The sequence below is a fragment of the Acidibrevibacterium sp. genome, from assembly GCF_049965395.1.
Classification (GTDB): Bacteria; Pseudomonadota; Alphaproteobacteria; order Acetobacterales; family Acetobacteraceae; genus Acidibrevibacterium; species Acidibrevibacterium fodinaquatile.
The window spans coordinates 16,557-42,474 of record NZ_JBMFWJ010000023.1; the positions used below are offsets into that span (position 1 = coordinate 16,557).

At 64.9% G+C, this 25,918-nt stretch carries 29 protein-coding genes; 28 read left to right on the forward strand and 1 reads right to left on the reverse strand.

Annotated features, from left to right (window positions below; translation table 11 throughout):
• Nucleotide 1 precedes the first annotated feature (1 nt).
• The 24 genes from ACP5M5_RS08670 to ACP5M5_RS08785 are packed head-to-tail and all read left to right on the forward strand — an operon-like array spanning nucleotide 2 to nucleotide 18,491.
• Nucleotides 2-430: a hypothetical protein gene (locus ACP5M5_RS08670; RefSeq protein WP_427936726.1), complete on the forward strand. Its 429-nt coding sequence runs from the start codon at nucleotides 2-4 to the stop codon at nucleotides 428-430.
• The gene (locus tag ACP5M5_RS08675) at nucleotides 430-777 is read left to right on the forward strand and encodes a hypothetical protein (protein WP_427936727.1); all 348 of its coding nucleotides are present in this window, start codon (nucleotides 430-432) and stop codon (nucleotides 775-777) included. The genes ACP5M5_RS08670 and ACP5M5_RS08675 overlap by 1 nt, the downstream gene beginning before the upstream one ends.
• Before the next feature lie 47 nt (nucleotides 778-824).
• On the forward strand, nucleotides 825-950 hold the full coding sequence (locus ACP5M5_RS08680) for a hypothetical protein (protein ID WP_274964528.1): 126 nt from the start codon (nucleotides 825-827) through the stop codon (nucleotides 948-950).
• A complete protein-coding gene (locus ACP5M5_RS08685; protein ID WP_427936728.1) occupies nucleotides 947-1,279 on the forward strand; it encodes a hypothetical protein in 333 nt (110 codons plus the stop codon). Before ACP5M5_RS08680 ends, ACP5M5_RS08685 begins: the two co-directional genes overlap by 4 nt.
• On the forward strand, nucleotides 1,276-2,253 hold the full coding sequence (locus ACP5M5_RS08690; protein WP_427936729.1) for a hypothetical protein: 978 nt from the start codon (nucleotides 1,276-1,278) through the stop codon (nucleotides 2,251-2,253). The genes ACP5M5_RS08685 and ACP5M5_RS08690 overlap by 4 nt, the downstream gene beginning before the upstream one ends.
• A 33-nt stretch (nucleotides 2,254-2,286) precedes the next feature.
• Nucleotides 2,287-3,030, forward strand: a complete 744-nt coding sequence (locus ACP5M5_RS08695) for a hypothetical protein (RefSeq protein ID WP_427936730.1) — start codon at nucleotides 2,287-2,289, stop codon at nucleotides 3,028-3,030.
• Nucleotides 3,030-3,215: a hypothetical protein gene (locus tag ACP5M5_RS08700; protein ID WP_427936731.1), complete on the forward strand. Its 186-nt coding sequence runs from the start codon at nucleotides 3,030-3,032 to the stop codon at nucleotides 3,213-3,215. The genes ACP5M5_RS08695 and ACP5M5_RS08700 overlap by 1 nt, the downstream gene beginning before the upstream one ends.
• Nucleotides 3,212-4,438 (forward strand): phage late control D family protein, encoded by a 1,227-nt coding sequence (locus ACP5M5_RS08705; RefSeq protein ID WP_427936732.1) that lies wholly within the window; start codon nucleotides 3,212-3,214, stop codon nucleotides 4,436-4,438. Before ACP5M5_RS08700 ends, ACP5M5_RS08705 begins: the two co-directional genes overlap by 4 nt.
• A gap of 8 nt (nucleotides 4,439-4,446) precedes the next feature.
• Entirely contained in the window at nucleotides 4,447-4,998 is a 552-nt protein-coding gene (locus ACP5M5_RS08710; RefSeq protein ID WP_427936733.1) for a phage baseplate assembly protein V, read from the forward strand.
• A gap of 23 nt (nucleotides 4,999-5,021) precedes the next feature.
• Nucleotides 5,022-5,396, forward strand: a complete 375-nt coding sequence (locus ACP5M5_RS08715) for a hypothetical protein (protein WP_427936734.1) — start codon at nucleotides 5,022-5,024, stop codon at nucleotides 5,394-5,396.
• The gene (locus ACP5M5_RS08720; RefSeq protein ID WP_427936735.1) at nucleotides 5,396-6,517 is read left to right on the forward strand and encodes a baseplate J/gp47 family protein; all 1,122 of its coding nucleotides are present in this window, start codon (nucleotides 5,396-5,398) and stop codon (nucleotides 6,515-6,517) included. Before ACP5M5_RS08715 ends, ACP5M5_RS08720 begins: the two co-directional genes overlap by 1 nt.
• Nucleotide 6,518: 1 nt before the next feature.
• A complete protein-coding gene (locus ACP5M5_RS08725) occupies nucleotides 6,519-7,175 on the forward strand; it encodes a hypothetical protein (protein ID WP_427936736.1) in 657 nt (218 codons plus the stop codon).
• Nucleotides 7,176-7,214: 39 nt separating this feature from the next.
• Nucleotides 7,215-8,456, forward strand: a complete 1,242-nt coding sequence (locus tag ACP5M5_RS08730; protein WP_427936737.1) for a glycine-rich domain-containing protein — start codon at nucleotides 7,215-7,217, stop codon at nucleotides 8,454-8,456.
• Nucleotides 8,457-8,477: 21 nt separating this feature from the next.
• Nucleotides 8,478-8,966: a hypothetical protein gene (locus ACP5M5_RS08735; RefSeq protein WP_427936738.1), complete on the forward strand. Its 489-nt coding sequence runs from the start codon at nucleotides 8,478-8,480 to the stop codon at nucleotides 8,964-8,966.
• A gap of 2 nt (nucleotides 8,967-8,968) precedes the next feature.
• A complete protein-coding gene (locus tag ACP5M5_RS08740; RefSeq protein ID WP_427936739.1) occupies nucleotides 8,969-11,521 on the forward strand; it encodes a right-handed parallel beta-helix repeat-containing protein in 2,553 nt (850 codons plus the stop codon).
• 28 nt (nucleotides 11,522-11,549) lie between these two features.
• Nucleotides 11,550-14,915, forward strand: coding sequence for a beta strand repeat-containing protein (locus tag ACP5M5_RS08745; RefSeq protein ID WP_427936740.1), 3,366 nt, complete (start codon nucleotides 11,550-11,552; stop codon nucleotides 14,913-14,915).
• Between the two features lie 12 nt (nucleotides 14,916-14,927).
• Nucleotides 14,928-15,293 carry a hypothetical protein gene (locus tag ACP5M5_RS08750; RefSeq protein WP_427936741.1) on the forward strand — a complete coding sequence of 122 codons (366 nt, stop codon included), beginning with the start codon at nucleotides 14,928-14,930 and terminating at the stop codon, nucleotides 15,291-15,293.
• Entirely contained in the window at nucleotides 15,293-15,673 is a 381-nt protein-coding gene (locus ACP5M5_RS08755) for a hypothetical protein (RefSeq protein WP_427936742.1), read from the forward strand. Before ACP5M5_RS08750 ends, ACP5M5_RS08755 begins: the two co-directional genes overlap by 1 nt.
• Before the next feature lie 11 nt (nucleotides 15,674-15,684).
• The gene (locus ACP5M5_RS08760; RefSeq protein ID WP_427936743.1) at nucleotides 15,685-15,945 is read left to right on the forward strand and encodes a hypothetical protein; all 261 of its coding nucleotides are present in this window, start codon (nucleotides 15,685-15,687) and stop codon (nucleotides 15,943-15,945) included.
• Entirely contained in the window at nucleotides 15,945-16,433 is a 489-nt protein-coding gene (locus ACP5M5_RS08765; protein WP_427936744.1) for a hypothetical protein, read from the forward strand. The genes ACP5M5_RS08760 and ACP5M5_RS08765 overlap by 1 nt, the downstream gene beginning before the upstream one ends.
• A complete protein-coding gene (locus tag ACP5M5_RS08770) occupies nucleotides 16,420-16,953 on the forward strand; it encodes a glycoside hydrolase family 108 protein (protein WP_427936745.1) in 534 nt (177 codons plus the stop codon). Before ACP5M5_RS08765 ends, ACP5M5_RS08770 begins: the two co-directional genes overlap by 14 nt.
• Nucleotides 16,943-17,581 (forward strand): lipase family protein, encoded by a 639-nt coding sequence (locus ACP5M5_RS08775; protein ID WP_427936746.1) that lies wholly within the window; start codon nucleotides 16,943-16,945, stop codon nucleotides 17,579-17,581. Before ACP5M5_RS08770 ends, ACP5M5_RS08775 begins: the two co-directional genes overlap by 11 nt.
• On the forward strand, nucleotides 17,542-17,739 hold the full coding sequence (locus ACP5M5_RS08780; protein WP_427936747.1) for a hypothetical protein: 198 nt from the start codon (nucleotides 17,542-17,544) through the stop codon (nucleotides 17,737-17,739). Before ACP5M5_RS08775 ends, ACP5M5_RS08780 begins: the two co-directional genes overlap by 40 nt.
• On the forward strand, nucleotides 17,736-18,491 hold the full coding sequence (locus ACP5M5_RS08785; RefSeq protein WP_427936748.1) for a hypothetical protein: 756 nt from the start codon (nucleotides 17,736-17,738) through the stop codon (nucleotides 18,489-18,491). The genes ACP5M5_RS08780 and ACP5M5_RS08785 overlap by 4 nt, the downstream gene beginning before the upstream one ends.
• Before the next feature lie 32 nt (nucleotides 18,492-18,523).
• Here the strand turns inward: ACP5M5_RS08785 and zapE are convergent, their stop codons facing one another.
• Nucleotides 18,524-19,699 carry a cell division protein ZapE gene (zapE, locus tag ACP5M5_RS08790; protein ID WP_427936749.1) on the reverse strand — a complete coding sequence of 392 codons (1,176 nt, stop codon included), beginning with the start codon at nucleotides 19,697-19,699 and terminating at the stop codon, nucleotides 18,524-18,526.
• Between the two features lie 92 nt (nucleotides 19,700-19,791).
• Here zapE and ACP5M5_RS08795 point away from each other — a divergent pair, with 92 nt between their 5' ends.
• The 4 genes from ACP5M5_RS08795 (at nucleotide 19,792) to ACP5M5_RS08810 (ending at nucleotide 25,501) form a co-directional block, all read left to right on the forward strand.
• Nucleotides 19,792-20,421 carry a 2OG-Fe(II) oxygenase gene (locus ACP5M5_RS08795; RefSeq protein WP_427936750.1) on the forward strand — a complete coding sequence of 210 codons (630 nt, stop codon included), beginning with the start codon at nucleotides 19,792-19,794 and terminating at the stop codon, nucleotides 20,419-20,421.
• Between the two features lie 301 nt (nucleotides 20,422-20,722).
• Nucleotides 20,723-22,516, forward strand: coding sequence for an FAD-dependent oxidoreductase (locus ACP5M5_RS08800; RefSeq protein ID WP_427936751.1), 1,794 nt, complete (start codon nucleotides 20,723-20,725; stop codon nucleotides 22,514-22,516).
• A gap of 8 nt (nucleotides 22,517-22,524) precedes the next feature.
• Nucleotides 22,525-24,360, forward strand: coding sequence for a 2-oxoacid:acceptor oxidoreductase subunit alpha (locus ACP5M5_RS08805; protein ID WP_427936752.1), 1,836 nt, complete (start codon nucleotides 22,525-22,527; stop codon nucleotides 24,358-24,360).
• Between the two features lie 82 nt (nucleotides 24,361-24,442).
• On the forward strand, nucleotides 24,443-25,501 hold the full coding sequence (locus tag ACP5M5_RS08810) for a 2-oxoacid:ferredoxin oxidoreductase subunit beta (RefSeq protein ID WP_427936753.1): 1,059 nt from the start codon (nucleotides 24,443-24,445) through the stop codon (nucleotides 25,499-25,501).
• Nucleotides 25,502-25,918 lie beyond the last annotated feature (417 nt).

Sequence of the window (25,918 nt, forward strand, 5' to 3'; positions counted from 1 at the left end):
CGTGTCGGGCACGCAATTTTCCATTGGCAGCGACTGCACGCTGGTCGTCATCGGACCTTCGGGGCAGATCGATCTCACCTATGTCACCGGCTTTGAGAGCCGACAATTGACGGCGCAGGTGCGCGTTGACCGGCTCGATGGTGTCCAAATGGGTGCCGAATTGCCGAAGGGCTGGGAGGGCAGTTTCGATCTCGAACGCGGCACCGCCGATGTCGATAATTTCATCGCCGGCATCGAAGCCGCCTACTACGCCCACGGCGCGATGCCGACCTCGACGGTCTATCAGTATATCGCTGAAGTCGATGGCTCGGTCTCGACGTTTCAGTATAGCGACGTGGTTTTTCGGCTCGCCAATGCCGGGTCGTGGCGGGGCGACGCGCCGGTGCGCCAGCGGCTCGAATTCTTCGCCTCCTTTCGCACCCGCGTCTGATGAACGGGCCGCAATCGCGCATCGTCGCCGCCGCTGAGACCGCGACGACGATCACCGACACGCTCGGGCGCAAGCTTGTGCTCCGGCGCATCGGGGCCTTGGAGAAACTCCGGCTGTTCAAAGCGGTCGGGCCGCAGCTCGGGCAAAACGAGCCTTATCTCGCGATGGCGCTGCTCGCCTGCGCGGTTGCCGCGATCGATGATTTGCCACTGCCGGCGCCGGCCAATGAAGGGCAGATCGAGATGATCGTGCAAAAGCTCGGCGACGAGGGGCTTGCCGCCGTCGCCGCGGCGTTTCAGGCCGCCCAAGCTGGCAAGCGCGCAAACCAGGACTCAGCAAAAAACTAAGCCGGCACCCCGATCTCATCGATTGTCTCTATTTGGTGCGGAACGGGGTGCCATTCGACGTTGCCTTCAGCCTTCCCGATGATGAGCGTCTCGCCTACGTGGTTGTGCTCGGTACCCTCGAGGGAAGGCGCTTTGACTGGTCCACTCTCACCTGGCAGGAGCAAGACCGGTGACCAGCATTCTCGATCTCTCGCGCCGTCTCGCAACGCTCGATCTCGAGGCGCGCAAGCGTTCCCTGCTCGCGCGCGCCGCAGCCCGCCTCGCTGAAGCGGTGGGTGCGCGCGCCGGCGATGCCATTCCCATCTCAAGCGCGAGCGACAGCGCGCAAGCCGTGGTCGCCGCTGGCGGGGACGCGGCCGCTATGCGCGAATTCGGCACCCACCGCGTCCGCCCGCGCCCGTTCCTCGCCCCCGCCGCCACCGACCTCGCCCCCGAGATCGCCGCCGAGATCGCACGCGAAATCGCCGATGAGATCGCAAGCGCCATCGCCGAATTGCCATGAATGACGCTTATAGCATCGGCGTCACGCTCTCGCTCGATGACGAAATTTCGCCCGGGATTGTCGCAATCCGCGGTGATCTCGAAAGCCTCAATCAGGCACTTGGGGAAAGCCTGTCGGAACTTGCCGCACTGCGCGCCGCCGCCGGCCCCGCGCTCGCCGCGGCGCGAGGCGCGAGTGCAGCGATCAAGCCAGCGCCGGTCGCAAAGAAAGCCGAAAGCGTCGAGACGCCGGCATGGTCCGCGCCGCCGGCCGCCCCGCCTGCCGCACGCACCGAGGCCGCGCCGGAGAGCAGCGAGAGCGCAGCAAGGCCCGAGCCAGCTTTGCCCGCGCATCCCTTCGCACCACCGCCGATAGCGGCGCCAGAGGAGAGCGCGGCGCCCCAACCCTCGCGGATCGAGGTTCTGCCCTTCGCCTCCACCGCCATGCCGCACGGCGAGGCCGCGCCCGGGCGCACCCCGGCCGCACCGTCCGCCGCACGCGTTGCCGCGCCGCCGCCGCCACCACCGCTCGCCCCCGAGGGGCTCGCCCTCGATGATCTGCTCGCGCTCACCCGCGGCCTTATGCCGAGCGCGCCGTTCGCTGACGCGGCGCCCAATGATGAGGGCGCGCCTCGCGAGAACGCGCGCGCCCTCATCCTCAACGCGATGGCGACGCAGGGCGAAACTGCAGCGCCGGCGGCGTCGGCGACGATGCCGCGAGCCCGCCCGCTGCCGCAATCCTCACGTGCCGCGACAGCAACGGCGCCGGCCTCGCCGCTGTTTGACGCCGGCCCGCCCGCCGCGCCAAGTGGCCCCTCGCCGGCGAATGCGGGTGGCACGGTCAGCATTCATGGCGATGTCTTTCTCGATGGCGCGCGGGTCGGACATTGGTTCGGCGAAACCCTGGCGGCAAGCGCGGCACGGCCACCCTCGGGCTATTCCGGGGTTGATCCGCGGCTCGGCCCGCTCTGGCCGGGCGCGCCGGTGGTGCCGTGAGTCCGCACCGATTTCTTTGGCAATGAGGACGTGATGTCCGACGTGACGCTGACGCTCGGCCCAGTGCTGTTCTCGGGGTTCGAGATTCCGCCTTTTCTTTCCTTCGGTGGCGCGCAACGCCTCGCCGTGCATCGCCTTCCTGGTGGCGCACGCGTGATCGATGCGATGGGCCGCGACGATGCGACGATCACCTGGTCGGGTATCTTCACGGGGGCCGCAGCCAGCGAACGCGCGCTGCTTCTCGACACGCTGCGCGGCGCTGGGCTGACGCTGCCGCTGTCTTGGGACGTTTTTTTCTATTCCGTGGTGATTTCCGAATTCACAGCGGAATATCAAGCAGGATGGTGGATTCCCTATCGCATCGCCTGCACCGTCGTTCAAGACGAAGTGCAGTTTGCGGAAGGTCTTGTCGCAACCCTTACCGGCCAGGCGACGAGCGATCTCGCCAATGCCGCAACGCTTGCGCAGACCAGCGGCATCAATTTCGCCGGCGCCACCAGCGCGCTCGCAGCACCGGGGGCGACCACGCTCGGCACCAGCGCCTATCTCGGCGCGCAAAATGCCGTCGGCGGTCTGCAAGCGAGCATCGCCGGCGGCATGGGGCAAGCGGCGACGGCGCTTGCCGGCACCGCAGCGCCGCTCGCCGGCAGCAACGCGCTCGCCGGCGCCAGCGCGCTTTCGCAAGCGACGGCAGCGGCCGGCACGCTCGCCGGGCTTGCCGCGGCGCAAGGCTATGTCGGGCGCACCGCAACCAATCTCGGCAACGCGAGTTCGTGATGCAGACGATCACCATCGCCGGCGGCAATCTCTTTCAACTCGCCGCGCAATATCTCAACGACGCCACGCAATGGATCCGCATCGCTGAGCTCAACAACCTCAGCGACCCGATGCTGAGCGGCGTGGTGACGCTGCTTATCCCCGATCCCGATCCCAACGCCACCGGCGGAATCGCGCCGCAATGAGCGGGCTCGTCGGCGATCTGTTTCCCCCCGGCCTCGCGCTCGCCTCAGGCGCTGTCGGCACCGGCTTGCTCAACGCCGCTGCAGGCAATGGCGCGAGCACCGGCGGAGTGGTGCGCGCGCCAAGGCTGCGCCTTTTGGTTGGCGATCTTGTCGTGCAGGGCGTGAAGGATGCTTTTGTGGCAGCCAACAACCATTACGCCGCCGATCGCTTCACCATCACGATCGCGCTCGGCGTCGATCCGGTCGCGACCGCTGCCTTCTGGAGCGCACAGAATTTCTTCCTCGTCGATCTCCAAGCGGGGTTCGCGCCGGCGACCGCGCCGCTCGGCGCGATGGCCTGGGTCAGCCTCATTCAAGGCGCCGTCGATAGCGTGCAAATCGACGTTCTGCGGCAAACGGTGCAGCTTCAGGGGCGCGATCTCACCGCGGTGTTCATCGAAAGCCGCATCCAGCAGAGCTTCGCCAACCAAACCGCCTCTGATATCGCAACCACGCTTGCGGGCAACCATAATTTGCAAGCGGTGGTCACGCCGACGACGACGCCCGTCGGGCGCTATTACAACAGCGAGCATGATCGCATCACGCTTGATCAATTCTCGCGCGCAACCACGGAATGGAATCTCCTGGTTTGGCTCGCCGAGCGGGAGGGTTTTGACGTTTTCGTGCAGGGAACCACGCTCTATTTCCAGCCGCCCAATCCGGCCTCGGTTCCCGCGCTGACATTGTCTGCCAATCCCGAGAGCGGTAATGCCAATGCGCTTGATATCGTCATGGAACGCGCGCTTACCCTGGCCGGCGATATTTCGGTGACGGTCAAGAGCTGGAACAGCCGCCAGGGCGCTGCTTTTACCCAGACGGTGACAGCAAGCGGGGTTTCCGCCCTCGGCAGCCAAGGCGCGCGGCCGCAGAGCTATGTGTTCGTGCGCCCAAACCTCACCCCCGATGAGGCGCTGCGCTATGCGACGGCGAAATTGCAAGAATTGACGCTGCATGAACGGGTGGTGATCGTACGCTTGCCCGGCGAACTGACGCTCACCCCGCGCGACATGATCGCGATCAGCGGCACCGGCACGGCGTTCGATCAGCTCTATTTCATCGACACGATCGAGCGGGAAATTCGCTTCGATGGCGGCTTCACCGAACGCATTCGCGCAAAAAACACCTCTCCCGGCCGCGAAGTCACACCGCCCGGCAATCTCGTCATCGGCACGACGACGCCTTGAGGATCCCCATGGAACGCTTTCTCAACGCGCTCAGGGCGCATGCCGGCGCGCTCGACCAAGCGATTGCGCAGCCGCGTTTTGCGCTTGTCAGCAGCGTCGATCCCACCAGCTACACGGCGCGGGTGCTTTTGCAGCCGGAAGGCGTGCTGAGCGGCTGGCTGCCGATCATAACTGCCTGGGTCGGTAATGGCTGGGGTCTGGCTGCTCCCCCCTCGCCCGGCGATCAGGTTCTCGTCATCGCGCATGAGGGGGATTCCGAACATGGCATCATCGTCGGCGGCGCGTTCAGCCTCTCAGCCCCTCCGCCGCAAGCGCCCTCCGGCGAGTTCTGGCTGATCCACCAAAGCGGCAGTTTCGTGAAACTGCTCGCCGATGGCTCCATAGCCGTCAATGCGACGAGCCTTAAAGTCACCGGCAATCTCTCGGTCAACGGCACGATCACCGCGACCGGCGATGTTGCCGACGGGCACGGAACCCTCGCCTCTCTTCGCGCCGCCTACGATGAACACACCCACACCGTCACCGGCACCACGACGTCGCCGCCATCCCCGCAAAACTGACGACAAGGAAAGAAGGTGCGCTGATGAATGATCTCTTCCAGCAATGGGGGAATGATCTCTCGGTCGATGCGCGCGGCGATCTCGCGCTGGTTTCCGGCGCTCTCCGGGCGCAGCAACGGGTGCTGCGCCGGCTGCTGACCAATCCTGGCGAGTATATCTGGCAGCCGCAATACGGCGCCGGGCTCGCGCAATTCGTCGGCCAGCCCGCCAATCCGCTCCAGATCGAGGCAATCATTCGCACACAATTGGCCAAGGAAAGCGCCGTTGCGCAAACGCCCGCGCCAACCATCGACGTCTCATATGACACGCTCGGCGCCATCGCCGTCATGATCAGCTATGTCGACGCCGCGAGCGGCCAAACGCAACTGCTTTCGTTTGGAATTCGGAATCCCTCATAATGCTCAATCTACAAAATTTTACGACTTTGGTGCAGAACGCCGCGGCGGCGGTGCAAGGCGCCAGCACGGCGTTGCTCGATCTCTCAGTGGGATCGGTGCTGCGCGCAGTGCTCGAGGCGAGCAGCTCTGTTGCGTTGTGGTTGCAATGGCTCATTCTTCAAGTGCTCTCGATGACGCGGGCCGCAACCAGCACCGGCACGAATCTCGATAGCTGGATGGCAGATTATGGCCTGACCCGGCTTCCCGCGATCGCGGCGGAGGGCAATGTCACCTTCTCGCGCTACACGCCGAGCAACGCGGCGCTGATCCCGGTCGGCGCCGAAGTGCGAACCGCAGATGGCACTCAGAGTTTTGCGGTGATCGCGGTCACCACCAACCCCGCCTGGAGTGCCACGCAAAATGGCTATGCCATCGCCGCCAGTGTCGCCTCGGTGAGCGTTCCGGTTATCGCTCTCGCCACCGGCACCGCCGGCAATGTTCAGCCGAACACCATAACATTGCTGGCAACCGCCATTCCCGGCATCGACCAGGTCACCAATCCGCTCGCCTTCACCGGCGGCACCAACGCCGAAAGCGACGCCGCGTTTCGCGCCCGCTTCGTCAACTACATCAATTCCCGCTCGCTTGCGACGCCGATCGCGATCGGCAACGCGATCGCCGGCATCCAGCAAGGCATCACCTATCTGCTGCAGGAGAATACCAATCCCGCGGGCAATACCGAAATGGGATTTTTTACGGTGACCATCAATGACGGGAGCGGCAATCCGCCCGCCAGTCTGATCACGACCGTGAGTGCCGCGATTGAGTCGGTCCGGCCAGTGGGATCACGCTATGCGGTTTTGCCGCCGACGCCGATTGCGGCTGCGATTTCGCTTACCGTGACGCTCTCTCCCACCGCCTCGCTCGCCACCATCGCCACCGAGATCAGCACCGCGATCACCAACTTCATCGCAACCCTTGCCATCGGCGCACCCTTGCCGATCTCGCGTCTCGCACAACTCGCCTATGACGCCGATCCCGCCGTCACCAACGTGACAGGGCTCAGTATCAACGGTGTCAATGCCGATCTCGTGCCGCCGGCAACCGGTGTGATCACGGCCGCGAGCGTGGTGGTGAATTGAGATGGCAACCGGCGATCAGAATGACATGGCAGCCCGCATCAAGGCTGTTCTGCCGCCATGGTTCGGCACCCCGAGTCCCATTCTCAACGCGCTACTCGCCGGCATCGGCGCGATCTGGGCCTTCGTCTATAGCCTTCTCGCCTATGTCACCACAGAGACCCGGATCGCGACCGCGACCGGCATTTTCCTTGATATGATCTCGCTCGATTTCTTCGGCAATGGTCTCCCGCGCAAAACCGGCGAGAGCGACGCGGCTTTTCGTGTCCGCATTGATCAGAATATTCTTCGCCCGCAAGCAACGCGCGAGGCGCTTTCGCAAGCGCTCGTTGATCTTACGGGACGCGCGCCGGTGATTTTCGAGCCGACTCGCCCGGAAGATACTGGAAGCTACACAAGCGGTGGCGCGGGCTATGGCGTCGCCGGCGGCTGGGGCGATCTCAGTTTGCCATTTCAGTGCTTCGTCACCGCCTATCGGCCACGGGAAAACGGTATCGCCAACGTCGCCGGCTGGAATGGCGGTGGCGGCTATGGTGTCGGGCCGATCGAATATGCCGATCTCGCTCTCGCCAGCCTCGGCATCAGCGACAGCGACATCGACGCCGCCATCGCCGCGGTGCTGCCGGCCGCGACCATCGCCTGGACCCGCATCAGCAACTGACCATCCGGCGCCGCAACGTCCGCCGCCAGAGGAGAACCCATGGACCGCAACATCGTCTATCCGGGCGCGATCCCGCTCGACACCGATATTCTCACCATCAATCGCAACACGCTCGTCGCCCTTGGCTATCTCGTGCAGGCAACGCTCGGGAGCAATACCGTCGTCGATGGCCTCGCCTGCGCCCCGACCTCGCCGGCCTCGATGGATGTCACGGTCGGTCCTGGCAGCATCACCACGCTCACCACTATCGACCCGCTCGCCTATGGCGCGCTCGCGGCCGATAATACCGATCCCTTGGTGAAGATGGGCATCAACACTACCGCGACGAGCTTCACGCTGACGGCGCCGACCTCTTCGGGCGAGTCCATCGCCTATCTCATCGAGGCGAGCTTCATCGAAAGCGACACCGATCCCGTCATTCTTCCCTATTACAACGCCGCCAATCCGGCGCAGCCTTATAGTGGCCCGTCGAATTCCGGCGCGGCGCAAAATACCGCGCGCATCGAACGCGTGCAATTGCAGGTGAAATCCGGCGCGCCGGCCCCGACCGGCACGCAGACGACGCCGCCGGTCGATAGCGGCTGGTTCGGGCTCTATGTCATCACCGTCGCTTACGGCGCCACCAGCATCACCGCCGCAAACATCGAAACCTTGCCGACCGCGCCCTTCATTCCCTTCAAACTCCCTGCGCTGACGCCTGGTGTTTCGCGCATGACCGCATTTGGCCAGAGCGGGACATGGACGGTGCCGAGCGGCATCTCGCAGGTGCGCGCACGCCTCTGGGGGGCGGGCGGCGGCGGCGGTGCGGGCGGTGGCGGCAGTGGCGCCGGCGGCAGCGGCGGCGGCTATACCGAGGGGTATTTCCCGGTAACACCAGGGACCACGATTGCGATCACCGTTGGCGTCGGCGGCACCTCAGGCCTCGCCGGTGGCACGACCAGTTTCGGCACGTTTGCGTCAGCGACGGGTGGCGCGCCGGGCGGCAGCGGCAGCGCCAACGCCGCTGGCGTCGCTGCCGCCAACGGTGGCACCGGCTCTGGCGGAAGCCTTGGTGTTACCGGGCAGTTTGGCCAAAACGGCCTCGTCTTTCCCGGCGGCGGCTTGGTCGGCGGGAGCGGTGGCGCGGCCTTTGGCGGCGGCGGCGCCTTTGGGCCGGCGGGAAGCAGCGCGACCAGTCTCCCGGGGCTTGATGGCGCCTTCGCCGGCGCTGGTGGTTCCGGCGGCATCGCCGACGGCGCCGGCGGCACGGGCGCCAACGGTCTCGTCATTCTTGAGTGGTGATCAGCAGCTTCGGAGAACGCCATGTCCACGCCCGCAACCCATGTCTGGCAGCCCTCGACCGCGCGCACGGTGGTGCTCGACGGTTTCGTCCCGGTGCCACGCGGAACCCAGCCGGCGGTGCCGGCCCTGCCGATCTGGCCGCTCAAGGACCCGAATGATGTTCTCGACTATCAATTCGACATCTCGGCAGCCCTCGCGGGCAATCCTGGCGACGGCATCTCGACGCTTTCGGTGACCATCGCGCCCGACAATCCCGGCGATCTCACGCTAAATTCTGCGCTCGCCAATGGCGCAATCGCGGTTCTCTGGCTCGCCGCTGGCCAATCCGGCACGGTTTACACCGTCACGGTCACGATCAGCACGTTTTCCGGCCGCACGCTCGCGCGCAGCATTTTGCTGCCGGTCTATTCTCTCTCCTCGCTGCCGGTTCTGCCGGATGATCTGATCACCAACACTGGCTTAATCCTCACCGATCAAAACGGCAATCCGATTCTGATCACGGGCAGCTGAGCATGATGACCATTGACGCCCTGCCGCCGGCGATCTCCGCGGCCGACACCGACGAATATCCGACGAGCCAGAACGGCATCACCCGCAAGGTCACCCGCGCGCAGATATTGGCCGGCGTGCAGCCGGCCTTCGCCATTGGTCCCAACACGCTTCTCGGCAATCCGGGCCCTGCCGTCGGCGGCGCGCAAGCGATCGGTATCGGCGCCAATCTCTCGCTCGCGAACGGCGTTCTAAGCGCGACGGCGGCGCCCTATTCAGTGCCGGCACTCGGCGCCGGGATCGCGCCACAGGCCGGCGATCTCGTGCCGCTCGGGCAGAACGCCGCCAACGTCGCCGTGCCTTACGCGCAATTCATGCAAAATATCGCGACACTGCCCGATATTTCTGCCTCCGGCATGGTCGCCATCGCCAACGGCGCAACCGCCAGCCGCACGATCGCGCAGTTTCTCGAAGACAGCGTTGCCGTGGAGAGCTTCGGCGCCAAGGGCGATGGCGTGACGGACGATACCGCCGCGATTAATGCGGCGCTTGCTTCCGGCCGGCCGCTGCGCTTTGGCCCGAAGACCTATCTCTTGACCGGCCAATGGACGCCGAACACCGCGAGCGCCGTTCTCCTCGGCGCGCCGGGGCAGACGATCCTCCGACGCGGCGCGCAAAGCACCGGTGATGCGTGGATATCTCTCTCGAGTGCCGCGTTCTACGCCGCCGGCATCATCTTTGACGCCAACGCCACCATCACCACCGATAGCTGGGCGGTTCTGGTTACGCCCGCCTGCACCAAGGCGGTGTTTGAAACCTGCGTTTTCACCGGCGCCGGCGGGCCGACGATGGGCTCCGGCCTCGTCATTCAAGCCTCCGATCCCGAGAGCGTGCAATACGAAATCCGCGATTGCGAAGCCTATGGCAATGCGATCCATGGGATCTGGGTGCAGGCGGTGATCGGGGTTACGATTACCGGAACGCGCGCCCATGACAATGGCAGCTATGGCATCGTCATCGACTACACCGATCCAAACTTTCTTCAAAAACTTCATCTCTGTCTCGTCGCCAATTGTCGCGCCTGGAACAATCAGCGCGGCATCTCGATTGGTAATTTCAACCAGAGCAATACGACGCCGCCCGTCTGGGGTAATGCCAATCCCGATGCGTTGGCGATTCTGGTTGCCAATAATATCTGCCATGACAATAGCGACTACGGCATCGCGGTTGCGGGCCAGGCGCTTGCAGTCACTGGCAACATGCTCGTCGACAACGGCGCCAACGGCGCGGGCCTGCTTGCCAATACCTCCTACAGTCTGATCGGCAACAATACGATTGTTTGGCTTAACGGCACGGCGCCTTACGGGATCGACTCGGGCGGCGCGATCCATGGCGATATCGTCGGCAATTTCATCTCGGGCGCTGCGATCGGTATCAATCCTGGCGGCAGCGAGAATATGCGCGTCTCGCGCAACCGCATCCAAGGGAGTACGCTCTGGGCCATTCAAGTCAATAATGTCGAAACCGACGGCCACGGCAATAATTTCGGCATCAGCTGCGCGGACCTCACCATCAGTGACAATTGGATCGGGTTTTCGCAAGGCGGCGGTATCGTTCTACGTGATGGGCCAGAGAACGTCGTCATACGGAACAACCGCTTCATGGGAGCGGGTGCGGCTACGATCGCGCAGTGCCTGACGGTCGCCACCGATTCTGTGTTGATCTCCGGCAACTCCTGGAACGACACGGCGCTTCTTACCATCAATCCGGTCACCAGCGACAGCGGGCCGCAAACGCTGGTATTTCCCGACATTGCTGATGAATTCATGATCACCACGGTCGCCGGCCCGATCGCCAGCATGGTGTCTTCCTCGCAATACGCCATGACGGGTGCGATCGGCTTCGTTCGCGTCATCGAAGGTGGGACGAATTATACCGAGGCGACGGTGGCGATCGGCGGGCCCGGCAGTGGCGCCAGTGCGACCGCGTTCATTCGCAATGGCGCGATCATTGGCATCGCGCTCACCAACGCGGGCAGTGGCTATGGCGCGATCGGGGCGTCCGTTCCGGTTACTATTAGCGGCAACGGCACCGGCGCGGCCGCAACCGCCTATGTCTCGGCGCCGCTGCCAACCGGCCGGCGGCTTCGCGCGCGCTGCAACGAAGCCGTCGTGTTTACCCGTGTCGGCTCGGCCCCGTTTCAGGAAAACTGGACATTGTTCGACCTCACGGTGCCGGCCAACAGTGATGTTGAATGGACAGCGACCTATGGCGCGTGGCGCGCCGGCATCGTGCCGCTCGGCGGCTATTTCGCGTTTCCTGGCGATGGATCCGTCACGTTCGGCAGCGTCAATGGCGGCGATGTGCGCCTTCATCCCAATGGCGCAGGCGTTCTTCGCATCACGTCCGACGCCGCGCCCGAAGGCGTGATCTCGACCATCGGCACCGGCTCGCCGGAAGGGGTCCTCGCCGCGCCACCCGGCTCTGATTACCGCAATCTCGCCGGCGGTGTCGGTAGCACATTTTGGGTGAAGCAAACCGGAACCGCGGCAACCGGGTGGGTTGCCGTCGCCTGATTTCGCGACCCGTAACGAAAGGCTTACCATGCCCACCATTCCGCAACTGCCTACCGTCACCTCGGTCAATTCCGATGACGAGTTGCCCTTGCAGCAAAATGGCGTGACTAGCTCGGTCACTGTTGCCACATTGCTCGCCGGCACCGAGCCCGCGCTCAGCGTGCCGACCGGCTCGCTGCTCGGGCGCGCGAGCCTCGGCGCCGGGAGCCCGGAGACGATCGCAATCGGCAATGGTCTTACGTTCGCCAACGCGACGCTTTCAGCGAATATCGGCACGACGGCAGGAACGGTTGCCGCCGGCAACGATCCGCGTCTGACCGGCGCGTTACAGGGTAGCAACAATCTCTCTGATCTCGCCAATCCGGTTCTGGCGCGCGGCAATCTCGGGCTTGGGAGTCTCGCAACACAAAGCGCGTCTGCCGTCGCGATCAGCGGCGGCAGCGTCAGCGCGACCGATCTCTCGAACGCGACGGCGATCGCGAGCGCGACCACGACGGCACGTTCGCTTGCCGCGCGCTTTGCCGATCGCATCAATGTCGACGATTTTGGCCTTGCGCGCAACGGTACGACCGATGATTCGGTGGCGTTCGCCGCCGCCGTCGCCGCCGCAAGCGCTGCCAACAAAGCGCTTTATATCCCAGCGGGCGGCCCGATTCTGCTTGCTGGCGCCGCGCAAGTCACGCTCCAGAATGTTGCCTTGATCGGCGATAGCGGTACCGATTTCGGCTATCCCTATGGCAAAAACGGCAGCCAGATCTGGATCACCGGAACGGCGCAATCGCCGTTTCTGATCGGCGCCTCGGTGCTGATCGAGCGGCTTTGTTTTTACTACCCGAACCAGGTCGACCAGCCGAGCGGCCCGATCGTCTATCCGCCGCTGTTTCTTGGCATGACCGGGATTTCCGCCGTTGCTGACGTGGTGTTCACCGACAATCAGGTCACCAACGCGTACGATTTCTTCACGGTTCCGGCGTCGACCACGGTCGGTGACGTGATGTTTACGCGCAACCGCATCAGTGCCCTCAATGTCTGTTTCAATCTTCCCAACGTTGCTGATATCATCTTCATGTCGGACAATTTCTTCTCCTGGGGCGTGTTCCAGGACGAGATGCTGCATTATGGCGGCGGTGCCGCGGCAACGGTTGCGGTCACGCTGACGCTTGCCGCCGGTGTTGCCGCCGGCAGCACGGCGCTCCCGGTCAACAGCGTCGCCAATCTCGTGCCCGGCATGCCGCTCAGCGGTAATGGCGCTATTCCCTATAACGCCACCATCGCCAGCATCTCGGGCAATACCGTTACCATCACCGTGCCGACGCTGGCGGCGCTTGCCGGTGGTGCAACGTTCGAAGCCATTCAGAATAACTACTATCTCCGCAATTACGCGACAACGCGGAGCGTCTGGCTGCTGGTCTCCGGCAATGGCAGCGCGAGCGCCCCCTCCTCGACCACCAATGGCGGGCCGATTGCGGTCGGCAATTTCGTGTTCGGCTATCGCACCGCGATCCTGGTCGATGGCGGCACGCTTGCCGGGAACTTTACCGAGACGAATTTCGACTCGGTCGGCTCGGTTTTGAAAGTCGTCAATAACGGCGTTCTGCAAACCACACATTTCGAGAATTTCAGCGTCTATGGCTATATTGCAGGCGATACCTCTGCGCCGCCACCCTTGTTTCTGATCGAAAATCCCGCGCCGAATGTTTACGAATCGGCCTCCGGCGCCGATCTTATGCTGACCGTTGCCAACATGGAGGTCGGCTTTTGCGAGGGCATGATTTTCGACATCAAAGGGGATTATGTCTACGAGATTCGCATCACTGACAGCAAGCTCACGCGCTATGCCCATAACGGCGTGATTTCGCCGCAACCTGCTCTTCGTATCGATGCGCCGAATGCGCGGCTTTCCCTCATCGGCAACGATGTTTTGCCACAAGATGGCGGCGTCGGCATCCAAATCAGCAACATTCTGGCGGCAACCATCGTTGGAAACTGCTTTTCCGGCTGCGCTTTGCCGGTCGATATCGAAACCGCCGGCGGGCTTTTGACGCTCGCCGGCAATACCTCGGTCAACACCAATGGCGCAAGCGCGATCGCGAGCGGGTTGCTTGCCGCCGCAGCCATTACCATCGGCGGCACACCGACGGCCGGTGATGTGTTGACGCTCACGATGTCAGGGAGCGCACTGATCGGTGGGCCCATCGCGGTGAGCTATACGCTTGCCAGCGGCGATAGTCTCGCGAGTGCGGCGCTCGGGCTCGCCAATGCCGTGCTTGCGGCAACCGTGGTCGCGCCGGCAACAACGGCGCAAACCGCCCTCGCCGGTGCCAGCACGCTCACACTGTATGATGCCACTGCGCTCAGTGTTGGCATGGTGGCCTATGGCAATGCCGCCATCCCGGCCGGCGCGCGGATCACCGCGATCGCCGGTAATACGGTAACACTCAGTGCCGCCATCACTGCCGAGATCGCCTTCAACGGCGCGGTGACGTTCACAACACCGCTTGCCGTGCTTTCGGGACATTATGCGCCCGCCGCGGGCGTTTTCGTCACCGTTCATCCGAGTGCCGCAACGCTCGTCCTTTATGCGCCGGCGCAAGCAGGCATCAGCGTCAGCGCGACGACCTCCTCTGGCGCGACCGAGACGCTGAGTGTCGCGGCGCTCACGACGACGGCGTCTGCCAACGTCCATGATGTCGGCAATGGCTGGGACAAGCCGAATTACGCCTATGCGCCGGCGCTCAATAGCGTTGTCGCAGGCGCGGTCAACGGGCTTCGGCTGTTTGGCGCGGAGAGTGGTGCGCCGCCGGGCCTGGCGAGCGCGGGCGAGGCGGCCGCGGTCGATCTCGCGCTGGCGACACAGGGAAATGGCGTTCTGCATTTTTCCGCCAACGGCGCGGACGCGGCGCGCCTCACGCCAATTGCCAACTTCGCGAATTACCTGAGCCTTAAACCCGGCAGCGCGAGCGCACCGGCGGCGATCAGCAGCGCCGGCGCGCTCGCCGCCAACGGCGTGACACTCGCCGGCGCCGGTGACGGCGCGGTTGCGCTCGGCTCCGTCGGCGCCGGCGGTTCTCCGGTTGCGCTGCTCGGGGCGCGCGCCGAACAATCCTACAGCTATCAAACGCCGACGAGTGGCGCCGCGCTCGTCGTTCCGAATAATTGTTCGCTGTTGCAGATCGCCGGCAGCGCGACGCTGGCTGCTCTGAGCGTAACCCTGCCGGCGGCACCGATCGACGGCCAGGAAGTGACCATCGCGACCATCCCCGCCATCACCGCGCTCACCCTCAACGCCAATACCGGGCAGACGATCTCCGGCGCGCCGACGACGCTTTCGGCAAACAGTGCCACCCGCTTCATTTTCTTCGCGACCAGCGCGCTTTGGGCGCGCCTGCAATAGGAAGTTTTCCCGATGGCTCTGACGAAATCGCTCGATCCCGATCACACCGGCGCGCCCGTGACCTACTGGCGCATCGTCCATCGCCAGGATTTCTTCGATGCCAAACGCATCGAAATCGCGCTGGCCGGGTATGTCTCGGAGGCGGCGCGACGCGCCGGGTGTAACCCGCTCGGGACGCCGCGATGCTATGCGTTGGCGTTCGCCGATTTCCCGCCAGGGACGGATTGCCATGCGATCACCACGGCGATGCTTTACTCTGCCCTCAAGGCGAAGCTTGCCAAGGCCGCGAGTGAGGCGCGTGACGGCAACCCGCGCCGCTTGCCCGAGTTCAATGGCGCGCCGGTCGATACGTGTCTTCTCGGTGCCGGAGACGCGTGATGGAAGAAGGCAAAAACCATCACGTCCGCTTTGATGGTGTCGTCACCGCCGGCAATCTGCTGTCGCTGCTCGGTATGGTCGGCGCGGTAATCAGTTCGGTGTTTTACGTCGCCGTCACCGTCGGCCATGAGGAGGAGCGAATCACCGCCGAGATCACGCTGCGCGAGAAATCCATCGAAAGTTTGCAGCAGCAATTGATCGCCGCGCGCGCCGACGAAGCCGAGCGCTTCGCCGGAATCGGCCGGCGCATCGATGAAAGCGTCGATGCCGAGCGGGCGGTGATCGCGCAGATCAACGCCGCCCTCAGCCAAATCAACACACGGCTCGATACCGCGATTTTGAACGCCCATCCCAGACCTTTGGATGGCGTAACGCGCTGAGAGGAGTTTCCATGAGCTTTCGTGACACTCTCCGGCAACCGAGCACGGTTGCCGGCCTTGCCGCTTTGTGTGGTGCGCTCGAGGCGGTGCTGACGAAGCAAATGACGTGGGCGGCGGCGCTGTCGATCGTCGTCGGCGCCATCGTCTCTATTCTGCTGCCTGACAACAACGCCGCCAAGGCCGACGCGGAGACTCTCGCCCGCGCCGCAGAGAAGCTTGCCGCAGAGCTGCGCGCGCCATCCCAAGCCCCCCAATCCGAGGAGAAACACTGATGCGTCTGTTCCCCATTGCCGCTTTCGCCGGCGCTGCTTTCCTGCTCGGCGCCTGTGTCAACGGCGCCGTCTCGCTCCCGACGGTTGCGACCGACGCCGACAACATCGCAACCGGCCTCGCCGCTGCCGCCAAGGATTTGCGCGACGCCAATGTTTTGAGCGCGGCCCAGCTCGTTCAGCTCGATGACGCGCTTTCGGCGGTGCAAGCGGCGGCGGCCGCGGTCGCGCAGGCGACCAGCGCGAGTGCTGCGCAGCCAGAGGTGGAGCAGCTTGCCGCGGCCGTCAATGCCATGGTCGCGGCGCTTTCGGAAGTGCGGACGCTGCCGGCGCCGGTGCCCGAGATTCTTGCCGCCGCCAATGTCATGCTGCCGGTCCTCGAATCCGCCGTTGGGCTGCCGGTGCCGGCCGCTGCCAGTGCGGCGATGACACCATCTGAAGCCGAGCGGGTGCTCGCCGAGCAGGCGCAAGACTTCCGTGCTGGGCACTGAGGTTTTCGCGCGCTGCTTCGCCGAGACGATCGGCGAGGAAGGCGGATTTTCCGCCGATCCCGACGATCCTGGCAATTGGTCGGGCGGCGCGATCGGGCTCGGCGCCTGTCGCGGCACGAAATTCGGAATCAGTGCAGCGGCCTATCCCGGGCTCGATATCGCGTCCCTTTCGCTCGCGGACGCAAAAGCGATCTACGCCCGCGATTACTGGGCGCCGATCGAAGGCGACAAGCTCCCGCCGGCGCTCGCGATGCTGGTCTTCGATGCCGCGGTCAATGACGGCGTCGGAGCGGCGGCGCGTTGGCTGCAAGCCGCGGTCGGGGTTGCGACAGACGGCGTGATCGGGCCAGCGACGCTCGCCGCCGTCGCCGCACGCCACAATGATTTGCTCGCGCTCTGCGCGACGTTTCAGGCCGCGCGGCTTGCGGCCCTCCCCGCTGATGCGCGCTTTCTCTCGGGCTGGCGTCTCAGGATTTGCCGCATCGCGTTGGCGGCGGGAGGTCTGCTCAATGCCGACTGATCTCGATCTCTGCCGCCTCGTCGCGCAGAGCTATACCAACGCGACCTGGTTCGCCGGCGAACTCTCGGCGCTTTATACGGTCGCCGACGACCGACCGGTCTTCGCGATCCCCGGCACCAAGCGCGAAATCGGAGAATGGCTGCGCGATTTTGCGGCGTGGCCGACTTGGGATGCAACGCTCGGCATCTGCCATAGCGGCTTTTGCACGGGCGCCTGGGAGCTTTACCGGCGCGCACCGATGGCTTGCGCCGACTTCAGCGGCGCGATCATCGCCGGGCATTCCCTCGGCGGTGCGCTTGCGCTCTTGCTCGGGGGCATCCTCGTGGCGCGCCGCACGCCCCCGGCGGCGGTGGTGACCTTCGGCGCGCCGCGCTGCGGATCCTGGAAGCTGCGCCGGCTCCTCTCGCCGATCGCTGTGCGCAGCTATCGCAACGGCGACGACCCGGTGCCGGATGTTCCGTGGTTACCAGGCGTCTATCTCCGCCCGCGCCAGCAGATCGAGATCGGCGCGCCGGCGGACGACCCGCTCGCCGATCATCATATCGGCGCTTACGAGAGCGCGCTCGCGACCTTGGAGGAAACCCCCTTATGGACCCCATCACGCTTAGTTTCGTCGTCTGCACGCTGAGCGCGCCGGCGTGCGAGACGCGCACGCTCGCGGCTCCCTTCCCTACCCCGATCGCCTGCTTGCGCGCGGGGCAAACCGAAGCCGAGCGCTGGCTGCGCGATCATCCCAACTATCGTCTGCAAAGCTGGCGCTGCGGACGCGAGGAGAGAGCATTGTGACTGATCACTCAAAAATGAAACTCGGTCGCGTTCGCGCGGCTCAGGATACGCGCTTGCCGCGCCTCGAGGCCCTTTGGACACCGGCTCCAACCAGCGCGGAGAGCGTCGATTGGTTCTCGCGCATCCCGTCCTGGCCGATGCTGGCGAACGATCAGGTAGGCGACTGCACCTGCGCCGCCGTGGGTCACGTCATCCAACAGTGGACCACATATACCGACGCCGCGCCGGTGGTGATGGACGACGCGCAAGTGCTCGCCGCGTACAGCGCCGTCTCTGGCTACGTGCCAGGCGACGAGGCGACCGACCGGGGCGCGCTCTGCGCCGTCGTGCTACGCTACTGGGCGACGAGCGGGATGGCGACGCCCGACGGAGGGCCAGACACGCTTACCGGCGCGGCCGGCGTCGATCCGCACGATCTCGAGGCGGTGCGCCGCGCCCTCGCGACCTTCGGCAATCTCTACACCGGAATCGCGTTGCCTCTTTCGGCGCAGAGCGAAGACATCTGGACCGAGACCGTCGACGCGCCCGGATCGTGGGGTGGCCACTGCGTGCCGCTGGTCGGCTACAACCCAATCGGGCCGATCTGCGTCACCTGGGGGGCGTTGAAGCAAATAACCTGGGCGTGGTGGGAGACCTACGCCGAGGAAGCCTACGCTCTCCTCTCGCCGGACTGGCTGCGCGCAACTGGAACTGACCCCGCGGGCGTCGATTGGGCGCAGCTCGAGCAAGCCATGCGCGGGCTTGCGGCGTAACCCAGCGGCAGGGCGCGCGGGCGCGCTTTCCGTCACGTGAGATGGCTGAGCGCGAGATAGGCGCGGCTTTGCATTTCGATCAGCCGTGAGGCGGTGCGCTCAAAAGCGCGCGCCCCCTCGCCATCGCGATAGAGGCCGTCTGGCGGCGCGTCGGCGGAGGCGAAGAGTTTGACGCGATGGTCATAGAGCGCGTCGATCAAGGTGATGAAGCGCCGCGCCTCGTCGAAATTCTCTGGCGACAGACGCGGCACGGCATCGAGCACCAGCGCCTGATAATGGGTCGCGAGCGCGAGATAATCGCCAGCGCCGAGGGCCGTTCCGCACAATGTGGCGAAATCGAAGCGCGCGACATGCCCCGCGGCGAGCGGCACCAGCAAGCGCCGCCCCATCACGTGAAGGCGAGCCGGCGCCGGCGCTGCCCCCTCGGCGAGGGTTGCGAAAATCTCATCGAGCGCCCGCTCCGCCCGCGCATCCGCCGGAACCAGCCAGGCGGCCATGCTCTCGAGCCGCCGCCGCCGCCAATCCCGCCCCCCCTCCATCACCAGCACGTCGAGATGGCTCTTGATCAATTCGATGAAGGGGAGAAAGGCGTCGCGCCCGGGCTGGCCGCGAAAGAGATCGTCGGGCAAGGTGTTCGAGGTCGCGACAACGACGACGCCGCGCGCAAACAGCGCTTCGAACAAGCGGCCGAGAATCATCGCATCCGCGATGTCATTGACCTGGAACTCGTCAAAACAGAGGAGTGCCGCGCCGGCGGCGATGTCATCGGCGAGCGGCGGGATCGGGTCGGCGCCCTCGGGGTGGCGCTGCTTCCAGCGATGCACGCTGGCATGCGCATCCTGCATGAAGCGGTGGAAATGCAGGCGGCGCTTGCGCTGGAGGGGGGCGCTCGCGAAAAACATGTCCATCAGCATCGATTTGCCGCGCCCGACCTCGCCGACGATATAAAGCCCGTGCGGCCGCTCCTCGGGCGCGCCCTCGGTCGGCTTGCGACGGAGGAAACGCGTGAGCAAGCCGTTGCTCGCCGGCTGCGGCTGCGGGTCGTAATCGCGAAGCCGCGCCCATAGCTCCTGCAGCCGCTCCGCCAGAAGCGCTTGGGCGGGGTCGGTTGCGAGCGCGCCGGTGGCGAGGCGGTCACGATAGGCGGCAAGCGGGCCTTGCTCGGCCCGCAATGGTCGGCTCTGGTCATCCATGCTGGCCTGGCCCATAGCGCCGCCGCCGGCAGCGGGCAATCGCGGTGGATGAAGCGGCCGCGAACCATGCTATATAATCGTCGCGAGAAACCCTGAGCGAGCCCGCCATGATCACCCTCGATTACCAGCGCCTGCACGCAACCCCGGTCGCGACCGACCCGTTCCCCCACATCGTCGTGCCGCATTTCGTGCCCGAGCCGGCGCTGCCGGCGGTGTTTCGCGATCTGCCACGCATGACCAAGCGCGGCTCGTTCCCGATCGCCTCGCTGGCGCTTGGGCCCGCGGCGGCGGCGCTGGTCGGCGAACTCGAGGGCCCGCGGTTTCGCGCCGCCATCTCGACACGGTTCGGCCTCGACCTCGATGACGCGCCGACGATGGTGACGCTGCGCGGCCAATCGACCGAGCGCGACGGGCATATCCATTGCGATTCGACCGCGAAACGCGTCACCGTGCTGCTCTATCTCAACCCCGAAGACGAGTCCTGGGGCCAGCATGAGGGCTGCCTCCGCCTGCTCCGCAGCCGCGATCTCGAGGATTTCGCGGTCGAGGTGCCGCCGGTGAATGGCACTCTCCTCGTCTTTCCCAACAGCGCGACGGCCTGGCACGGCCATAAAACCTTCATCGGCCAGCGCTTCGTCATCCAGCTCAATTACATGACGAATGACGCCGCCGCCCGCTCCGAACTCCGCCGCCATCGCCTCTCCGCCTTCGTCAAGCGCCTGACCGCGGCGGCATAAGGCGCGCCTATGCGCCGCAAGCCGGCGGCGCGAGCCATGCCGGGATTGAGACGCAGCCTTGCGAACATGCCGGGGCTCGGCCCAAGGCGCGCGCCGAGCCCGCGCCAGAGGCGTTTGCGCCCCGCCGCAACCCCTTTCGTGGCCTTGCCGCCTGCTCTTTCGGCGCGGGCGAAACCTCGCTATCATTAAAGCCAACAATGGGGTGATACGCTGCCCGTATCGCCAGCAGGCGATCGCGGGCAGGCCGCCCCCCTGAGCGCTGGCGGGCAAACGGCTGGCGGGCAAACGGAAGGAAACGCGCTTGCAGTCGACCGATATCGGTAATCCCGACTATTTTCACAAAGTCGTCGATTGCCAATGGGCCTGTCCGGCCCACACGCAAGTCCCCGAATATATTCGGCTAATCGCCGCCAGGCGCTATGCCGATGCCTATATGGTCAACTGGAAATCCAATGTTTTCCCAGGCATTCTTGGCCGCACCTGTGATCGCCCGTGCGAGCCGGCCTGCCGCCGCGGCCGGGTGGAGGCGGATCCGGTCGCGATCTGCCGGCTCAAACGCGTCGCCGCCGATTACAAGGGCGATATCACGGCGCGCATGCCGCAGCCGCCGGCGACGCGGACGGGGAAGCGGATCGCCTGCGTCGGCGCCGGGCCGGCATCGCTCACCGTCGCGCGCGATCTCGCCGCCGCCGGCCACGATGTCACGATTTTCGATGGCGAGGCGAAGGCCGGCGGCTTCATTCGCTTCCAAATTCCCCGCTTTCGCCTGCCCGAGACGGTGATCGACGAGGAAGTGGGCTATGTTCTCGATCTCGGCGTGCGCGCGCGGCTGGGCGAACGCGTCAACAGCCTGAAATCCCTGCTCGGGGAGGGCTATGACGCGATTTTCGTCGGCTGCGGCGCGCCGCGCGGGCGCGATCTCGATGTCCCCGGCCGCGCCGAGGCGGCGGCCAACATCCATATCGGCATCGACTGGCTGGCCTCCGTCAGCTTCGGCCATGTGAAGGCGATCGGCAAGCGCGTCATCGTGCTCGGCGGCGGCAATACGGCGATGGATTGCTGCCGCTCTGCCCGCCGCTTGGGCGGCGAGCAGGTGCGCGTCATCGTCCGCTCCGGCTTTGAGGAGATGAAAGCGTCGCCTTGGGAAAAAGAGGACGCGATGCGCGAAGACATCCCGATCCTCAATTATCTCGCGCCGAAAACGGTGGTGCATGAGCAGGGCCGGCTGACCGGCATGACGTTTACGCCCGTGCGCGCCGAGTACGACGCAAATGGCCGCCGCCATCTCGTTGCGACCGGCGAGCCTGACGCGTTCGTTCCCGCCGATGACGTGCTGGTCGCGATCGGGCAGGAAAACGCCTTTCCCTGGATCGAGCGCGACGCCGGCATCGCCTTTGAGCGCAACGGCCTGCCGGTGCTCGATCCGGTGACGCTGCAATCGACGCTGCCGCACGTGTTTTTCGGCGGGGATGCGGCTTTTGGGCCGAAAAACATCATTTGGGCGGTCGCGCACGGGCATCAGGCGGCGCTATCGATCGACCTCATGCTGCGTGGCCAGGATCCACATGACCGGCCGCCGCCGCATGTCGCGCTGGTCAGCCAGAAAATGGGCATTCATGAATGGAGCTATGACAACGCCGTCTCCATCGATCTCCGCTACAAAGTGCCACATATCGAAAAGGGGCAGGCGCTGCGCGACATCACGGCGGAGGTCGAACTCGGCTTCGATGCCGAGCTTGCCTTCAAGGAAGCGCAGCGCTGCCTCAACTGCGACGTGCAGACCGTCTTTTCCGCCAAACTCTGCATCGAATGCGATGCCTGCGTCGATATCTGCCCGGTCGATTGCATCACCTTCACCGCGGATGGGACGGAGGCCGAGCTGCGCACCCGCCTCAACGCGCCGGCGCACAATCTCGAGCAGGCGCTTTATGTCGCGCATGGGCTGAAAACCGGGCGCATCATGGCGAAAGACGAGGATGTCTGCCTCCATTGCGGCCTTTGTGCCGAACGCTGCCCGACCGGTGCGTGGGACATGCAGCGTTTTCTGCTCGATCTTGCGCAAGTCGGCGCGCCGCAACCCGCGCCTGCGCTGTGAGCGCCGCCATGACCGCCGCACCCCAGATCAATGATTTTATCGTCCGCTTCGCCAATATCAACGGCTCCGGCTCGGCCAGCGCCAATGCCCTGTTCGCCCGCGCGATCTTGCGCATGGGCGTGCCGGCGACGCCGCGCAACATTTTCCCCTCCAATATCCAGGGGCTGCCGACCTGGTATGAGGTGAGGGTTTCGCAATCCGGCCATCTCGGCGCGCGCGCCGGCACTGATCTCATGGTCGCGATGAACCCGCAGACCTGGGAGCGCGATCTCGCCGCGATCAAGCCGGGCGGCTATCTGTTTTATGATTCGACCCGGATCGTGCGCAACCTGCGTGACGATATCACGGTTCTCGGCATGCCGCTGACGGCGCTCTGCAACGAAACCTACGCCGAGCCGCGCGAGCGGCAGATTTTCAAGAACATCATGTATGTCGGCGCGCTCGCCGCCTTGCTCGACATCGCGCCGACGGTGCTCGAACACTTGATTGCCGAGCAATTCAAAGCCAAGGAGAAGCTGATCGCGCCGAACGTGACGGCGATGCGGCTCGGCTATGACTATGCGCGCGTGCATTTCGCCTGCCCGATCGGCTTGCGCGTGCAGCGTGCCGAGGCGGTCGGCGAGCGTATTTTCATCGACGGCAACAGTGCCGCAGCCCTCGGTGCGATTTATGGCGGCGCGACGGTTTGCGCGTGGTATCCGATCACGCCTTCGACCTCACTCGCCGAAGCCTTCACGCGCTATACCAACCGCTTTCGCAAAGAGCCCGAAACTGGGCGCCTGCGCGCCGCGATCGTGCAGGCGGAAGACGAACTTGCGGCGATCGGCATGGTGATCGGGGCAGGCTGGAACGGCGCGCGCGCCTTCACCGCGACCTCCGGCCCCGGCATCTCGCTGATGCAGGAATTTCTCGGCCTTGCCTATTTCGCGGAGATTCCGGCGGTCGTGTTCGACGTCCAGCGGGCCGGCCCCTCGACCGGCATGCCAACCCGCACCCAGCAAGGCGACGTGATGGCCTGCGCCTATGCCTCGCATGGCGACACCAAGCATGTCCTGCTGTTTCCTGAAGACCCGCACGAATGCTTTCTGTTCGGCGCGCAGGCGTTCGATCTCGCCGATCGGCTGCAAACCCCGGTTTTCGTCATGCTCGATCTCGATATCGGCATGAATGAACGCCTCTGCGCGCCCTTCACCTGGAGCGATGCGCGGCGCATGGATCGCGGCAAGGTGATGACGGCGGCGGAGCTGGAAGCGGGCCGGGATTTCGGGCGCTATCGCGATGTCGATGGCGACGGCATCCCCTATCGCACCTTGCCCGGCACGCATCCAACCAAGGGCGCCTATTTCACGCGCGGCACCAGCCGCGACGAGTATGCCCGCTATACCGAAGAGGGCGATGCCTACCAGCGCAACATGGAGCGGCTGCTCCGCAAATTCGCAACCGCCAAGGCACTCGTGCCGCGGCCGCAGCGGCGCGATGCCGCAACGCCGGCACAATTTGGCGCGATTTATTATGGCTCGACCGCGCCCGCCATGAACGAAGCCGCGGACATGCTGGCGGCCGACGGCGTGCCCCTCGATCTTCTGCGCATCCGCGCCTTTCCCTTCCATGACGACGTGCTGGCCTTCATCGCCCAACACGAAAAGGTTTTCGTCGTCGAGCAGAACCGCGATGCGCAGTTGCGCGCGCTGCTGATCCTCGAAGGCGAGATCGATCCCGCCCGTCTGGTGCGGGTGCTGCATTATGACGGCACGCCGATCACCGCGGAATTCATCGCCGATGCCATCGGCGGCACGATTGGCGGTGCCAGCAACGTCGTCCCCTTGCGCAAGGCGGCGCCATGATGGCTGCCGCGCTGCGTTTTCGCTCTCTCCTCCCCGCCCTCGCCGCGCGCTCACGCGGGGGCATTGCATCGGACCACACATCATGAGTTTCCTGCCGAAACCGCAACTGCATCACCCGGAACTCGCGACCAACGCGGTCGGCTATACGCGGCGCGATTATGAGGGCGCGATTTCGACGCTCTGCGCCGGCTGCGGCCATGATTCGATCAGTGCCGCGATCATCCGCGCCTGTTTCGAGCTGTCGCTGCCGCCGCACCGTATCGCGAAACTCTCTGGCATCGGGTGTTCGTCGAAAACGCCAACCTATTTCCTTGGCGCCGCGCACGGCTTCAATTCCGTGCATGGCCGCATGCCGAGCGTTGCGACCGGCGCCTATCTCGCCAATCGCGATCTGATCTATCTCGGCGTCTCGGGCGATGGTGATTCCGCCTCGATCGGCCTCGGGCAATTCGCGCACGCGCTGCGGCGCGGCATCAACATGACCTATATCGTCGAGAATAACGGCGTCTATGGCCTCACGAAGGGGCAATTCTCGGCAACGTCTGACCGCGGCTCGACGAGCAAAAAAGGTGTCACCAACGCCGATGCGGCGGTCGATCTGGTGGCTTTGGCGTTGCAGCTCGGGGCCACCTTCGTCGCCCGCAGCTTCTCCGGCGACAAAGCGCAACTCGTGCCGCTGATCAAGGCAGCGCTACAGCATCCCGGCGCCGCCTTCATCGATTGTCTCTCGCCCTGCGTTCAGTTCAACAACCACCAAGGCAGCACCAAGAGCTTCGATTATGTGCGCGAACATAACGAGGCGGTGAACCGGCTCGATTACATCACCGCCCGCGCCGCCATCACCGCCGAGTACGCGCCGGGCGCGGTCGAGGAAGTGGTGCAGCATGATGGCGGCGTGTTGCGCCTGCGCAAGCTCGCCGCCGATTACAATCCGCATGACCGCACCAGCGCGCTCGCCTATTTGCAGGAGCGGACCGTGGCCGGCGAGATCGTCACCGGCCTGCTTTATGTCACCCCTGAGCCCGAGGATCTCCACCGCCATCTCAATACGGTGGCAACGCCGCTCAATGCTTTGGACGATGCTGCCCTCTGCCCGGGCGCGGCGGCCTTGGCCGGCGTGAATGCCGCCCTGCAATATTGAGCCGGCTGCGCGCGCACCGATTGCCCGCCAACCCGGCGCTTGCCCAGGGATGGGCTGATGGGCTGCGGTTTGTGAAAACCGATAGAACCATCTTACGTCGAAATCCAGCGTATCGAATGCTGGATCGGCGACCTTGACTGCTCCGAAAGCGAAGACGCCACTCTTGATCGCATCGCCCAACCGCTTGCCGAGCGCTTCATGGTCGCGCGCGTCGCCATGCGCATTCGTCTGGAGAAACTCGGGCTTCTGCTCAGGGAAGTTCCACACCAGAGGATTTTGGCCGGCGGATCCTACCCTTTTTTGAAGAGAGCGTGAAGTGTCAACCGGACAGACAAATGCCAATCAGGGCTATCGGATTTGGCCGCGGATCGCCAGCGGCAAAACGTCAACAGCAACGGTTTTTTCCTCATAGGCGCC